A 12635-nucleotide genomic window follows, 5' to 3' on the forward strand; every position below is an offset into this window, starting at 1 on the left:
GACCCAAATCAAATAGAATATGGCTATGAAAAAAATAGTGATCGTAACGGGCGCCAGCCGCGGCATTGGCGCTGCCATTGCGCGCCGGGCGGCGCAGGATGGCTGGGTGGTGGCCGTGAATTACCAGCGCGATGCCGAAGCGGCGGCGCGCGTAGTGGCGGACATCGAAGCGGCCGGCGGCCGGGCGCTGGCGGTGCAGGCGGATGTGGCGCGCGATGAAGATATCGAACGCATGTTCGCCACCGTCGAACGAGAGCTGGGGCCGGTGTCGGGGCTGGTGAACAATGCCGGCATTACCGGCGGGCTGGGGGCCTTTGGGGATACCGCGCCGGCGACCGTGGAGCAGGTGTTCCGCACCAATGTGCTGGGCCTGATGCAGGCCAGCCGCCTTGCGCTGGCGGCCTTCCGCTCACACGGCAAGGGCGGGGTGATCGTCAATATCAGCTCCACCGCGGCGACGGCGGGCAGCCCGAACGAATACGTGGCTTACGCGGCCAGCAAGGCGGCCGTCGACACCTTTACCATGGGCCTCGGCAAGGAAGTGGCGCCGGAGGGCATCCGCGTGTGCGGCGTGGCGCCTGGCACCACCCAGACCGATATCCATGCCACGTCCGGCGATGCGGGAAGGCCGGCGCGCGTGGCGGCCCGCATCCCCATGGGACGGGTGGGCGAGCCGGATGAAATCGCGGAAGCGGCGGTGTGGCTGCTGTCGCCCGCGGCGCGCTACCTTACCGGCACGACGATCCGCGTTTCCGGCGGCGCGTGATCACCACGCTATTGAAAGCAGCCGCGACGCCATGCGCGGCCAGCACAGGGAACTCAGTTCATCGCGCGCAGCCCAGCGGAAGCCGTCTGCTTCGGGCGTCGGTTCGCCGGTGCGCTGGTGCGGGAAAAAGCTGGTGCAGCGCAGGTGGTCGAGGTTGCACAACTGGTCGCCGACTTCCACCTTGAACAGGTGCAGGCGCTTGTCCGGGCGATAGCTGAATTCCCCGAGGTCTTCGAACAGGCCGGCCTCGAAATCCAGGCCGGCTTCTTCAAACAGCTCGCGCCGTGCCGATTGCAGGGGCGTTTCGCCCGCATCCTGCAAGCCCTTGGGAATGTCCCAGCTTGCCGTACCCGTGACATGGCATAGCAGCACCTGGCGAGCGCTATTCACCACCAGGGTGCCGCATGAAACCTGCTGCATTGCTTCGTTCCTTTGCTTTTATTCACAGTTAAATATTTCCCAAGAGATAGTAAAGGTACTCTAGGGAAATTTCTCGACAGTTACAGGTCGCTGTTATAAAGTGTGAGAATTCAAAAAGCGCCTTTCCCGCGCTGAGTCTTACCAGTCCAATCCCACACCTGACGCGAACGCATGCCGGTACGGCAAGCGGCGCTGTTTTATTGCCGACGTTTCTTGCCAAGAGTGCCATTATGCCAAAGCTGCACCAGACGCCTGTCCTGTTCGCCATTGCCGGAACGCTGCTCCTGCAGCCGGCTGCGCACGCCGGGCACACGGCGGCGCAAGACGGCAGCTGGACTTTTGGCGGTTTCGGCACCCTGAGCGCCGTCCATTCAAGCGAGAAGCAGGCAGATTATGCGGCCAATCCCCTGAATCCGGGCGAGGCCGGCGCCACGCGCGACTGGAGCTACGCGGTGGACAGCCGCCTCGGCGCCCAGCTTGCCTACAACTCCGGCGGCCACTGGTCGGCCGTGCTGCAGGTCGTGGCGGAACGTCATCTGACCCATTCGTGGACGCCAAAAGTCGAATGGGCCAATGTGCAATACCAGGTATCGCCGGAATTGAGCCTGCGCGTTGGCAGGATTGCATTGCCGCTGTTCCTGTCCGGCGACTACCGCAAGGCCAGCTATGCGCTGACGTCGGTGCGCACGCCGGTCGAACTGTATGCCGCGCTCCCGATCAGCAACAGCGACGGCATCGACGCCAGCTACCGCTGGACCTTCGGCGATGTGAAGAACACCACGCAGGTGCTGTACGGCGGCACCAGCGTGCCCTTGTCCGACACCACCCGCGTCAGGGCGCACAAGCTGGCGGGCATTTCCAGCACCAGCACCGCCGGCGCGCTGACGGTGCGCGCTACCGCCATCCAGGGCGAGCTGGAAACCCCGCTGCTGCAAGACCTGTTTTCCGCCATTCGCCAGTTTGGCCCGCAGGGCGAAGTGCTGGCGCGCCGCTACGAGCCTGACCGCAAGCGTGCCACGGTGCTTAGCATCGGCGCTTCCTACGACCCCGGCAACTGGTTCGTGATGGGCGAGATAGGGCGCGTCAACGCCCGTTCCATGCTGGGCGACAAGACCGCGGGCTATGTCAGCGGCGGTTATCGCCTGGGCAGCTTCACGCCGTATGGCACCTTCAGCAAGGTGGTGGCGAACACGCCGAACCGGGTCGCAGGCCTGGACCTGTCGACGTTGCCGCCGCCGTACCTGCCGGCTGCCCGGCGCCTGAACACGGAGCTGAACGGCTTGCTCAGCATGATCGCGGAACAGGACAGCAACAGCCTTGGCCTGCGCTGGGATGCCAGCGGCAATGCCGCCGTCAAGCTGCAATTCGACCATGTGCGGCCGCGCAACGGTACCAGCGGCACGCTGTCGAACATCCAGCCCGGCTATCGTTATGGCCGCAGCTTCCGCGTGTTCAGCGCGTCGGTGGACTTCGTGTTCTGAAGGGCAGGCCATGATCAGGAAATTCCTTTGCTGCCTGCTGCTGGTGACGCTTGCCGGCGCCACTGCCGCCGCCGAACTGGTCGTGGTGGTGTCGGCGCGCAGCCCCATCACGACGCTGCGCGCCGAGCAGGTGGCCGATATCTTCCTTTCCGAAGCGACGCGCTTCCCCGATGGCGGCGAAGTGGTAGCGCTCGACTTGCCGATCGGCTCCCCGCTGCGCGACGACTTTTACCTGAAGGTGGCCAACCGCAGCCCGGCGCTGATGAAGGCCTACTGGACCAAGAAGATTTTCACCGGCCGCGGCCAGCCGCCGCGCGAACTGCCCAACAGCCAGGCAGTGCGCAAGCTGGTGGCGGATAATCCAACCCTGATCGGCTATATCGATCGCAGCGCGCTCGATGCCAGCGTGCGTCCGGTCCTGGTGGTGCATTGAACATGAAACGCTGGTTGCGCATGTGCCTTGAGACGCATGTCTCGCTGCCCCTGTTCACGCTCGTCCTTTTGGCCGTGGTGTGGGGCACCACGCTGCATTTCATCGACAGCGAAGCCGCCGCCTCGCGGGAACTGGCTGCCGAATCGGCCAGCGAATTGATCGCGACTTATGAAGCTCAGGTGGCGCGCAGCATCAACGGCATCGAGCAAACCTTGCAGGTATTGAAGTACAGCGCCGAGAGCCAGGGCGCACGCGGCGCCTTGCCCGAACTGCAGGAGCATGGCCTGCTGCCGTCCGGCCTGGTCTTCGTGGTCAGCATTGTCGACGCCCAGGGCAATACGGTCGCCAGCAACCCCGCTGCCCGCTCGATCAACGTCGCGCAGCAGGAGTATTTCAGCTTCCATCGGCAGCACCGCAGCAATTACACCTTCATCTCGCATGCGATGCGCGACGAGGCAAACCCGGACTGGCACCTGCATTTCACGCGCCGGCTGGACGACAAGCACGGCGAATTTGCCGGCGTGGTCATCGTGGAAGTCGATCCGGCCTATTTCACCAGCGGCTATGAACGCAGCCGCCTGGGCGAGCAAGGCATGCTCGGCCTGGTCGGCGACGACGGCGTGGTGCGTGCGCGGCGCGTCGGCGACAAGCAATCGTTCGGCCAAAAGCTGGACCTGGCGGCGCTGCAGGGGCGCCGTGGCGTAGCGGTCGCCAGCAGGATCGACGGCGTCAAGCGCTATACGGCGGTGCGCCAGCTGGCCGGCCTGCGCCTGAGCGCCATGGTCGGCCTGTCGGAGCAGGAACAGATGGCCGGCTTCGCGGCCCAGCGCCGCCAGCTGCTGTGGGAGGCAGGCGTCGCCAGCGCGGTACTGATCCTGCTCGCTGCCCTGGTCTGGGCCTGCGTCTGGCAGGGCGCCAAGGCGCGCCGCCGCATCCGCCGCGCGCAGGAAACCTATGCGGCCGCGTCTGAATCGAACATGGATGCCTTTTTCGTGCTGCGCGCCATCCGGGACAAGGATGGGCTGGTGGTCGACTTCAAGTTCGCGGCGGTCAATTCGCGCGCCGAACAACTGACTGGCCGCAGCCGCAACGAGCTGCGCGCGCAAACGCTGTGCGGGTGGATGCCGGCGGCACGCCACAACGGCATGTTCGAGCGGCTGGCGCAGGTGACCCGGAATGGCGGCGTGCACCAGGAGGAAGGCCCCAACATGGTGCCGCAACTGCAGGCCGAATGGCTGCACTGGCAGGTGGTGGGCGTGGAAGGCGGCGTGGTCGCGATCGTGCGCGATATCACGGAGCGCAAGCGCGCCGAGGAGCGCATCTACCACATGGCCCACCATGATGCCCTGACCGGCCTGCCCAACCGCAGCCTGATTTGCGACCGCCTCGGGCAATCGATCGCGCACGCTGAGCGCAACAACGAATCGGTCCTGGTGGCCTTCATCGACCTCGACAGCTTCAAGCTGGTCAACGACTCGCTGGGCCACAACGCCGGCGACGAACTGTTGAAGGAAGTGGCCGGCCGCATGGTGGGCTGCGTGCGGCGCGAGGATACCGTGGGCCGTTTCGGCGGCGATGAATTCGTGCTGGTGCTGCCGCACGTGAACGACAACCCGCAGGTGCTGGTACCGCTGCTGAACAAGATTCTGGAATCGGTGGTGCAGCCGATCATGCTGGAAGGGCAGAAGATGCAGGTGAGCTGCTCGATCGGCGTCGCCGTCTACCCGCGCGACGGACGCGATGCCGACACGCTGATGATGCATGCCGACGCGGCCATGTACCGCGCCAAGGACAGCGGCAAGAACAACTGCCAGTTCTACACCCGCGAGATGAACGCCGGCCTGGAGGAAAAGCTGGCATTGACGGAAGGCTTGCGCAAGGCGCTGGAAGAGCAGCAGCTGTCGCTGGCATACCAGCCAAAGGTGAACCTGGAATCGGGGCGCATGTTCGGCGTTGAAGCCTTGCTGCGCTGGCAGCATCCGCAGCGCGGTGCAGTGTCGCCGGCCCAGTTCATCCCCTTGGCGGAAGAGCATGGCCTGATCATCGCGATCGGCGAATGGGCCTTGCGCGAAGCCTGCCGCCAGGCCTGTGCCTGGCAGGACGCGGGACTGCCGCCGCTGGTGGTATCGGTCAACGTATCGGCGCGCCAGTTCGACGATCCGCGCCTGGTCGAACGCGTGGCGGCGGCCCTGGCGTGGAGCGGCCTCGATCCGCAATGGCTGGAGCTGGAAGTCACGGAAAGCATGATCATGCGCGACACCGCGCAGTCGGTGGCCAAGATGCGCCAGCTGGAAGCGATGGGCATCGCGCTGGCGATCGATGATTTCGGCACCGGCTATTCCAGCCTGGCGGCGCTCAAGTCCTTTCCGATCAGCCGCCTGAAGATCGACCAGAGCTTCGTGCGCGACCTGGTGGCCAACCCGGATGACCAGGCCATTACCTGCGCCATCATTTCCCTGTCGCACCAGCTCGACATGCGTGTGATTGCGGAAGGGGTGGAGACCGAGCAGCAGCGCAGCTTCCTGCAGCAGCATGGCTGCGACGAAGTGCAGGGCTATCTGTTCAGCCGTCCGGTGCCGCCGCAGGAGATCACCGCCATGCTGCTCGGCGAAGATTCGGGTGCCGAGGTTACAATGCTTGCTCCCTGATTAATGAGCAAGCATGCAATGAGCGAATACAGCAACGACATTTACACCGAACCTTCCAATATCGACATGGACACGCTGGCCAACCTTGGCCCGCTGGCCGCCATGGCCGGCATCTGGGAAGGGCAGCGCGGCCTCGACATCAAGCCCAAGGCGGACGGCCCGCGCAAACAGGCCTATGTCGAGCGCATTGAACTGCAGCCGATCGATCCGGTCACCAACGGGCCGCAATTGTTCTACGGCTTGCGCTACGTCCTGATCGTCAACAAGCCTGACAACGTCAAGACGTACCACGAGCAGGTCGGCTACTGGCTGTGGGAACCGGCCACCAATACCGTGATCCAGACCCTGGCCATTCCGCGCGGCCAGATCGCCATGGCATCGGGCATTGCGGCGCCGGATGCGAAGACCTTCGAACTGGTGGCGCAGCGCGAGCAGGATACTTATGGAATCTGCTCCAATCCCTTCCTGGAGTTCGGCTTCAAGACCACCGAGTACCGCATCAAGGTCACCATCAACGACGACGGCACCTGGGGTTACGAGGAAGATACCGTCATGCTCTTGCGCGGCAAGGAGTCGGAGCCGTTCCACCACGTTGACCGCAATGTGCTGCACAAGGTGGCCGAGCCAACCCCGAATCCGCTGGCACGCAAGTAACTAGGCCCGTTCCCTTGCCTGGTTTGCAATGGCCGGCAGTTGCCACACGCACCAGGCAGCAGCGATGCCGATCGACGCCACGACCAGTCCGACGCCGGTAACCACCTGGTCGTCCAGGCTGTAGGCATTGCACAGGCGTTGCGCCATATCCTGGTACAGCATGCCGGCGATGGCCATCATGGCGCAGAAATTGCCAAGGAAGAAGAGCTGGATGACCACCGCCGCGCGCGCAAGTGCACCCGGCAGCAGGAAGCCGAGCAGGAACAGGCTGGCGAATTTGCCCGCTTCAGACAGCGGCATCGTCAGCGACTGCTCGAGCGCCCGTGGCACCATCCAGTAGGCGCTGGCCGGCAGCAGCCAGGCCAGGCCTGCCAGCCCGTGCGCGTCCCAACGCGCCAGCGCGCCCGCCAGGCGTGCCGCATGGCGCTCGGCGGCGAGGCCGGCCAGGGCGCCGCCCACCGCGATCATTGGCAGCTGGAGCACCATATGCAGGGCCATTGACGACTCCAGCGGTGCGCGCAGCAGCAAGGCCGCCGCCAGCAACGCGGCGGACGCCAAGGCCAGGCGGCCCGCGCCGCGCGTCGCCGCGTTCATCGGGCAAGCTCCAGCGCCGCCGCCAATGCCGCTTCCGGCTGCTCGTAGTCGACCACCTGCGCCAGCCGGCCATCCGGCGTCACGATATGGAAGGCGGCGTTGTGCTGGAATTCTCCCATCTCGGCCGGCAGCACGATAATCCCGACCTGCTCCAGCAAGGCCTGGCGCTGCGCCGCATCGGGCACGGCCGCGAATTGCCAGGCTTGCGCATCGGCCCGCATGCGCGATGCATAGTGGGCCAGGTCGTCCAGCGAATCGCGTGGATCGAAGGAAATCGTCAACAGGAGCAGCTTGTCCTGCCAGCCCCGGGCAAGGATTTCACGCTGCATCTGCTGCAGTTCGGTGCCCTGGACGGAGCAAACCGCATTGCAGCGCGCATAAAAGAAGGTGACGATGGCCGGCCGCTTGTCGGCCGCCAGCAGTGCCGGCAAGTCGATGCGCCGTGTCGAAGCCATGGCGCCCGGCAGCGCAAGGTCGACACGGGGCAGTGCCAGCGGGGCCTCGGCGATGGCAAGCCGCCGTCCTGCTTCGGTGGAAACGACGCGAAATCCCATGGTGGCCTGCCACAGCGCCGCTCCCGCGACAGCAACCATCCCGGCAAGCAGCGCCAGGGTGCGCGGCAAATCCCCTTTAATTGGCTGGCCTGGCGAGTTTGGCGAGATCGTCGTCTCCATTGAACGGGTCCTTGCGCGCAGCCGTCGCGTCACGCGCCGCCTTGACTGCCTCCGGCGCCACCCTGGCTGCGCTATTGCCGAAATTGCTGCGGATATGGCTCAACACTGCAGCGATTTCCGCGTCGCTCAATTTGTCCTTGAACGATGGCATCTGTCCGTTATATGCCGAACCTTTCACGCTCAGCTTGCCCGTCACCCCGTGCAGCAGGATCGCGGCGGCAACGTTCTCCGCACCGGTCACCCATTCCGAACCGGCCAGCGGTGGAAACACGCCCGTCAAGCCGGCGCCCGTGGCCTGGTGGCAGGCCACGCACTGAGCCGCATACACCTGGGCACCATCGACTGCGCCGCCGGCGCCGGCCGCGGTGCCGGCCTTGGCCTGCAGCGTCGACATGGTGCGCCGGTCGCCCAGGGCCGGGTCGTCGTCGCGCACCGTGAGGATGTAGCTGACCGCCCACGCCAGCGCTACCCCGACGCCAAGCAAGACATACCTTGGAATCGGCCGGTCCTTCTCCGTCGGGTCGGGATGCTCGCGCTGCTGCGCGCCAAAGTCTTTTTGCGGCATTGGGCGCTCCTTCCTTCCTGGCCTGCGGCGCCGGCAACACGGGATAGGTATGGTCAAGCGACTGCAGGTACGCCACCAGGTCCAGGACTTCCGGCTACTGCAGCAGCCAGTCCGGCTCATGGAGCTTGATGGAGCTGGTCAGGCCTGCCGCCGTGGCCACCAGCAGCCACGCCACGGAGCAGGACAGGAAAACAAAAGTGACAAAGGCGCTCGAGCGGTCCGCCTCCACGCGCTCCGCCAGTTCCTGCTGCATGGCGGCCCGCTCGGCGTCGCTGGGCGCGCGCCGGTCCTGCCCGGCCACCGGCAGCGCCAGCCCGGCGCGCTGCTGCGGACTTGCCGCCGGTTCCTCTCCGTGGCCGATCTCGCCCGGCGAGAAGATCACATTGGCCGCGGCCGCGGTGGCGTTGAACAGTCGGTGCCGCAGCGACCAGATGAACACCAGCAGGCCGCTGACTGAAAGTATGAAGGAAGACAGGAGCAGGGTCACGGTGTCCACATTTAACCTTCCCGCCCGTCAATGCGGGCCTGGCTTAAGTAAGGCGCATATACGAACAGGTAGAGCAGGAAGGCGACCGACCAGGCCAGTGCCGAGCCCAGTAACAGGAAGTCACGCATTCCGGCAGGAAGAATATTGGCACACAAACGGCCCAGGGCGCCAGCTTGCAGTAAAAGATACATTGCGCTTTCGGCACGGCCGGCGCGCAGCATGCGGCCAGTGTGACCCAACGCGGTACGGGTGATCATGCCGAGGATCAGGCCCGACATGCCGCCCACGGCCAAGGCGTGGAAGGCGCTGCTGGCGGAGCTGATGCCCAGCGCCGCAAAGCCCAGCAAAAGAAGGCCGGCCACGATCCAGGCATAGGCCAGGTGCAGGATCCACAGCAAGGGAACGCGCACGGTCGCAAAGGGCGCCCACCCGAGCAGGCGGATGGAATTGATGGCTGCCGCCGCAAAAGCCACCGGCGCCACCACGAAGCCTGGCAAGCCCGTCACCCATGCCAGCGCCGTCGCCAGCAACAGGGCAATGCTGGCCTTTTCGCGCCACGCCACGGTCACTGGCTGGCTGCCCGGCGCGCCGTTGCGGGTGAACATCGGGATCACGCGGCCCCCGATCACTGCTTCCAGCACCGTGATCATCAGGATCGCGCCATGCACGGGAGTCAGCGCCGACAGCGGAATCCAGCCGTTGGCCGCCGCATGGAACAGCAGGTTGGCGATCGACAGCAAGGCCAGGATGCCGCAGATCGGGTAATTGCGCTTGCTTTGCGCCTGGTAAAGCACGCGGCCGAACGCGATGGCGCACAGCGGCAGGAACAGGCCGTCGACCAGCAGCGCCGGCACGCCGGGCGCCAGCAGCATGGCCAAGCGGCCGGCGATCCACAGCACGGCCAGCCCTGCGAGCTGGCCGCCGGCCGGCGTTTGCAGGTTGGTCCAGTTGCGGCCCGCTGTAAACAGGAAGCCGACGATCACAGCGCCGCCGAAGCCGAACACCATTTCATGCATATGCCACAGCATGTTGGCGGCGGGCAGGGCGGACAGCATGCCCTTGTAGGCCAGCAGCCACATTGGTATCGACAGCATCGCCAGCGCCGCAGCCAGTAGGTAGAAAGGGCGGAAGCCCAGGCGCAGCAAGGGATGCGGTTGCCCGGCTGGCGTTGGCTCGGTGGGAATATGGATGCTGCGCATGGCTGGCCTCATGTTCTTAAGATGTATAATGAATGCTACATTAGGCCTGTGGCTAAAGCAATATTTCGAATGCATCTTTATATGACGTAGATCATGAGACTGACATCCTTTACCGACTACACCCTGCGTTCGCTGATGTACCTCGGCATGAACCGCGACAAGCTGGTCACGATCCAGGAGATCGCGGACCTGCATGACATCTCGAAGAACCATCTGACCAAGGTGATCCACCAGTTGGGCGCCAGCGGCCTGGTGGAAACCGTGCGCGGCCGGCACGGCGGCCTGCGTTTGAACCGCGAACCGGAAGACATCAATATCGGCGAAGTGGTGCGCGACAGCGAATCGGATTTCTACATCGCCGAATGCTTCGAAGCCGAGCCTGGGCACTGCGCCTTCCTGCGCGATTGCGCCCTGAAGCGCAAGCTTGGCGAAGCGACGGAAGCCTTCCTGCACGTACTGGATGGCATGACGCTGGCCGACATCCTGCCGGGCCCGAAGGGCAAGGACGGTGCGCAGCCGGTGATCCTTCATAAAATGCGCATTTGATCTGCATCTTTATTGACGCAGTTTAAGGTAAACATGTATTATGGGTGCATGTTTATCCGAGAAGGAGCCATACCCATGCTGTCCGCAGAACACTGTGCCATCGTCACCGCCACCGTCCCAATCCTGGAGCAAGGCGGCGAAGCCCTGACCCGCCACTTCTACCAGACCCTGTTCACCGACTTCCCGCAGGTGAAACCGTTCTTCAACCAGGCCCACCAGCACAGCGGCGACCAGCAGCGCGCCCTGGCCAACGGCATCCTGATGTACGCCAGGCATATCGAGCGCCTGGAAGCACTGGGTCCGCTGGTCAATACCATCGTCACCAAGCACGTTGCGCTGCAGATCCAGCCGGAACACTACCCGATGGTGGGCGCCAGCCTGCTGAAAGCCATCCGCGAAGTGCTCGGCGCCGAAACCGCTACCGACGCGGTACTCGAGGCCTGGGGCGCGGCATACGGCCAACTGGCTGAAATCCTGATCGGCGCCGAAGGCAAGAACTATGAGGCCGCGGCGGCAGCACCGGGCGGATGGATGGGGGCGCGCCAGTTCGTGGTGGCGGCCAAGCGTGTCGAGAGCGACGAGATCACCAGCTTTGTCTTCCGTCCTGTCGACGGCAAGCCGGTGCTCGGTTTCACGCCGGGCCAGTACATCGGCATCCGCGTGGTGGTGGATGGGGAAGAGCAGCGCCGCCAGTATTCGCTGTCGGCGGCGCCGAACGGCCAGACTTACCAGATCAGCGTCAAGCGCGAGGAAGCCGGCAAGGTTTCGGGCTTCCTGCATGGGCAATTGAATGAAGGCGATACCGTGGACCTGTTCCCGCCGACCGGCGCCTTCACGCTGGCCGAAGGCAGCCGCCCGATCGTGCTGATCTCCGGCGGCGTCGGCATTACCCCGACTTTGGCCATGCTGGACCAGGCGCTGGAAACCGGCCGCGAAATCCGCTTCATTCATGCAGCCCGCCACGGCGGTGTGCACGCTTTCCGCGACCACGTCGACGGCCTGGCCGAACGCCACCCGCAGCTGAAGCGCCACTATATCTACGCGGAAGACCGCGACGGCCAACCGCAAGCCGATGCCGTCGGCCTGCTGGGCAACAAGGAGCTGGGTGAATGGCTGCCGCAATCGCGCGACGTCGACGCCTACTTCCTCGGCCCGGTGCCGTTCATGCAGGCGGTAAAGCGCAGCCTGCGCGAACTGGGCGTGCCGGAAGCGCAGACCTACTATGAGTTCTTCGGCCCGGCCAAAGCGCTTGATTAAACCAGCAGCGCAGCGTTCATGGCGGAAGCATCGGCTTCCGCTTCTTCCAGCATCTGCTCGCGCTTTTCGGCGTCGATGAACAGGTCCATTACGGAATCCTCATGCGGCGGCTGTTGCTGCTCCGGGGCCAGCGGCGAGGTAACCGGCGCGAAGTGGTTGGCCAGCAGCAGGGTGTCGAGCAGGGTCTCGGGCGGGATCTGCAGCATGCCGCTGCGCAGGTTTTCAATGGCTTCCGCCACCTCGGCCGGGATGCCCAGCTTCTTCAGCACTTCACGCGTGATGATCTCTTCGCTCGCAGTCTGCCAGTTCTCCGGATCGGGCTCCAGCAGGCCGGGGAATTCGTCGGCGCGCGACAGCAGGTAGAAGCTGCCCACTTCATGCACGATGGCCGCAAACAGGGCGGTGTCCGGATTCACGCCGGTGACTTCACGCGCGATGATGCGCGCCAGGCAGGCGACGTGGATGGTGTGCTGCCACAGCTGCTCGGCCTTGGCGCGCAGTCCGGGATCGGTGATCTTGCTGCCGAAGGCGCGCACCACCATGGCCGCAGCCAGCGCGTACAGGTTGTGGTAACCCACGCGCATGATGGCATTGCGGACGTTGGTGATATCCGGCCCGCCGGTGCGGTTGAACATGGCGGAGTTGGACAGCGAGACGGTGCGCGCGGCCAGTTGCGGCTCGGCCAGCACCAGCTTGATGGCATCTTCCATCGGGCAGTCCGGATCGTCCAGGGCGAGCTGCACTCGCAGGGCGGCATTAACGCTGGTAGGAAACACGAGGTCTCCGCGGATCGCCAGCGCGGCGACGTGTCCGAAGGCTTCCAGTTTATTCATGCCGAAAATTATACGGCCCCAGCTGCGATACTGCCAAATGAAAGTCGGGGTCAGGTCTGGCAATCCGCCATCTTTTTC

Annotated in this window: 14 protein-coding genes; 7 read left to right on the forward strand and 7 right to left on the reverse strand. The window is 64.7% G+C overall.

Translation table 11 applies throughout. From position 1 onward, the window contains the following. Positions 1 to 25 precede the first annotated feature (25 nt). On the forward strand, positions 26 to 766 hold the full coding sequence (locus ACN9MY_RS14705; RefSeq protein ID WP_426171717.1) for an SDR family oxidoreductase: 741 nt from the start codon (positions 26 to 28) through the stop codon (positions 764 to 766). Here ACN9MY_RS14705 and ACN9MY_RS14710 read toward each other — a convergent pair whose 3' ends face one another. Beyond that, positions 767 to 1186, reverse strand: coding sequence for an NUDIX hydrolase (locus ACN9MY_RS14710; protein ID WP_426171719.1), 420 nt, complete (start codon positions 1184 to 1186; stop codon positions 767 to 769). 230 nt (positions 1187 to 1416) lie between these two features. Here ACN9MY_RS14710 and ACN9MY_RS14715 point away from each other — a divergent pair, with 230 nt between their 5' ends. The 4 genes from ACN9MY_RS14715 to ACN9MY_RS14730 are packed head-to-tail and all read left to right on the forward strand — an operon-like array spanning position 1417 to position 6402. Continuing rightward, positions 1417 to 2667 carry a hypothetical protein gene (locus ACN9MY_RS14715; RefSeq protein WP_426171721.1) on the forward strand — a complete coding sequence of 417 codons (1251 nt, stop codon included), beginning with the start codon at positions 1417 to 1419 and terminating at the stop codon, positions 2665 to 2667. A 10-nt stretch (positions 2668 to 2677) separates the two neighbouring features. After that, positions 2678 to 3100, forward strand: a complete 423-nt coding sequence (locus ACN9MY_RS14720; RefSeq protein WP_426171722.1) for a phosphate ABC transporter substrate-binding protein — start codon at positions 2678 to 2680, stop codon at positions 3098 to 3100. Between the two features lie 2 nt (positions 3101 to 3102). Next, positions 3103 to 5748: a bifunctional diguanylate cyclase/phosphodiesterase gene (locus ACN9MY_RS14725; protein ID WP_426337549.1), complete on the forward strand. Its 2646-nt coding sequence runs from the start codon at positions 3103 to 3105 to the stop codon at positions 5746 to 5748. 18 nt (positions 5749 to 5766) lie between these two features. After that, positions 5767 to 6402 carry an FABP family protein gene (locus ACN9MY_RS14730; RefSeq protein ID WP_426171725.1) on the forward strand — a complete coding sequence of 212 codons (636 nt, stop codon included), beginning with the start codon at positions 5767 to 5769 and terminating at the stop codon, positions 6400 to 6402. Here ACN9MY_RS14730 and ACN9MY_RS14735 read toward each other — a convergent pair whose 3' ends face one another. The 5 genes from ACN9MY_RS14735 to ACN9MY_RS14755 all read right to left on the reverse strand — a co-directional run bounded on the left by ACN9MY_RS14735 (position 6403) and on the right by ACN9MY_RS14755 (position 9921). Then, on the reverse strand, positions 6403 to 6996 hold the full coding sequence (locus ACN9MY_RS14735; RefSeq protein ID WP_426337550.1) for a hypothetical protein: 594 nt from the start codon (positions 6994 to 6996) through the stop codon (positions 6403 to 6405). Beyond that, positions 6993 to 7670 (reverse strand): SCO family protein, encoded by a 678-nt coding sequence (locus tag ACN9MY_RS14740; RefSeq protein WP_426337551.1) that lies wholly within the window; start codon positions 7668 to 7670, stop codon positions 6993 to 6995. Before ACN9MY_RS14740 ends, ACN9MY_RS14735 begins: the two co-directional genes overlap by 4 nt. Next, complete coding sequence (locus tag ACN9MY_RS14745) at positions 7627 to 8235, reverse strand: c-type cytochrome (protein WP_426337552.1); 609 nt, start codon at positions 8233 to 8235, stop codon at positions 7627 to 7629. The genes ACN9MY_RS14740 and ACN9MY_RS14745 overlap by 44 nt, the downstream gene beginning before the upstream one ends. A 94-nt stretch (positions 8236 to 8329) precedes the next feature. After that, positions 8330 to 8731 carry a hypothetical protein gene (locus tag ACN9MY_RS14750; protein WP_426337553.1) on the reverse strand — a complete coding sequence of 134 codons (402 nt, stop codon included), beginning with the start codon at positions 8729 to 8731 and terminating at the stop codon, positions 8330 to 8332. Between the two features lie 2 nt (positions 8732 to 8733). Beyond that, positions 8734 to 9921 (reverse strand): NnrS family protein, encoded by a 1188-nt coding sequence (locus tag ACN9MY_RS14755; protein WP_426337554.1) that lies wholly within the window; start codon positions 9919 to 9921, stop codon positions 8734 to 8736. 93 nt (positions 9922 to 10014) lie between these two features. Here ACN9MY_RS14755 and ACN9MY_RS14760 point away from each other — a divergent pair, with 93 nt between their 5' ends. Together ACN9MY_RS14760 and hmpA are read left to right on the forward strand one after the other, a co-directional pair. Then, positions 10015 to 10467, forward strand: coding sequence for an RrF2 family transcriptional regulator (locus ACN9MY_RS14760; RefSeq protein WP_426337555.1), 453 nt, complete (start codon positions 10015 to 10017; stop codon positions 10465 to 10467). Between the two features lie 75 nt (positions 10468 to 10542). Then, on the forward strand, positions 10543 to 11724 hold the full coding sequence (gene hmpA, locus ACN9MY_RS14765; protein ID WP_426337556.1) for an NO-inducible flavohemoprotein: 1182 nt from the start codon (positions 10543 to 10545) through the stop codon (positions 11722 to 11724). Here hmpA and ACN9MY_RS14770 read toward each other — a convergent pair. After that, positions 11721 to 12557: an HDOD domain-containing protein gene (locus ACN9MY_RS14770; protein WP_426171740.1), complete on the reverse strand. Its 837-nt coding sequence runs from the start codon at positions 12555 to 12557 to the stop codon at positions 11721 to 11723. The two genes, hmpA and ACN9MY_RS14770, sit on opposite strands and share 4 nt — an antisense overlap. Positions 12558 to 12635 lie beyond the last annotated feature (78 nt).

It is taken from the genome of Pseudoduganella sp. R-31, from assembly GCF_049913235.1.
Lineage (GTDB): Bacteria > Pseudomonadota > Gammaproteobacteria > Burkholderiales > Burkholderiaceae_D > Rugamonas.

Excerpts from the sequence above, each read along its gene's own strand:
- ACN9MY_RS14715 (WP_426171721.1), top strand. The coding sequence starts at position 1,417 with ATGCCAAAGCTGCACCAGACGCCTGTCCTGTTCGCCATTGCCGGAACG.
- ACN9MY_RS14755 (WP_426337554.1), bottom strand. The coding sequence starts at position 9,921 with ATGCGCAGCATCCATATTCCCACCGAGCCAACGCCAGCCGGGCAACCG.
- ACN9MY_RS14710 (WP_426171719.1), bottom strand. The coding sequence starts at position 1,186 with ATGCAGCAGGTTTCATGCGGCACCCTGGTGGTGAATAGCGCTCGCCAG.
- ACN9MY_RS14735 (WP_426337550.1), bottom strand. The coding sequence starts at position 6,996 with ATGAACGCGGCGACGCGCGGCGCGGGCCGCCTGGCCTTGGCGTCCGCC.
- hmpA (WP_426337556.1), top strand. The coding sequence starts at position 10,543 with ATGCTGTCCGCAGAACACTGTGCCATCGTCACCGCCACCGTCCCAATC.
- ACN9MY_RS14705 (WP_426171717.1), top strand. The coding sequence starts at position 26 with ATGAAAAAAATAGTGATCGTAACGGGCGCCAGCCGCGGCATTGGCGCT.
- ACN9MY_RS14720 (WP_426171722.1), top strand. The coding sequence starts at position 2,678 with ATGATCAGGAAATTCCTTTGCTGCCTGCTGCTGGTGACGCTTGCCGGC.
- ACN9MY_RS14760 (WP_426337555.1), top strand. The coding sequence starts at position 10,015 with ATGAGACTGACATCCTTTACCGACTACACCCTGCGTTCGCTGATGTAC.
- ACN9MY_RS14745 (WP_426337552.1), bottom strand. The coding sequence starts at position 8,235 with ATGCCGCAAAAAGACTTTGGCGCGCAGCAGCGCGAGCATCCCGACCCG.
- ACN9MY_RS14730 (WP_426171725.1), top strand. The coding sequence starts at position 5,767 with ATGAGCGAATACAGCAACGACATTTACACCGAACCTTCCAATATCGAC.
- ACN9MY_RS14725 (WP_426337549.1), top strand. The coding sequence starts at position 3,103 with ATGAAACGCTGGTTGCGCATGTGCCTTGAGACGCATGTCTCGCTGCCC.
- ACN9MY_RS14770 (WP_426171740.1), bottom strand. The coding sequence starts at position 12,557 with ATGAATAAACTGGAAGCCTTCGGACACGTCGCCGCGCTGGCGATCCGC.
- ACN9MY_RS14740 (WP_426337551.1), bottom strand. The coding sequence starts at position 7,670 with ATGGAGACGACGATCTCGCCAAACTCGCCAGGCCAGCCAATTAAAGGG.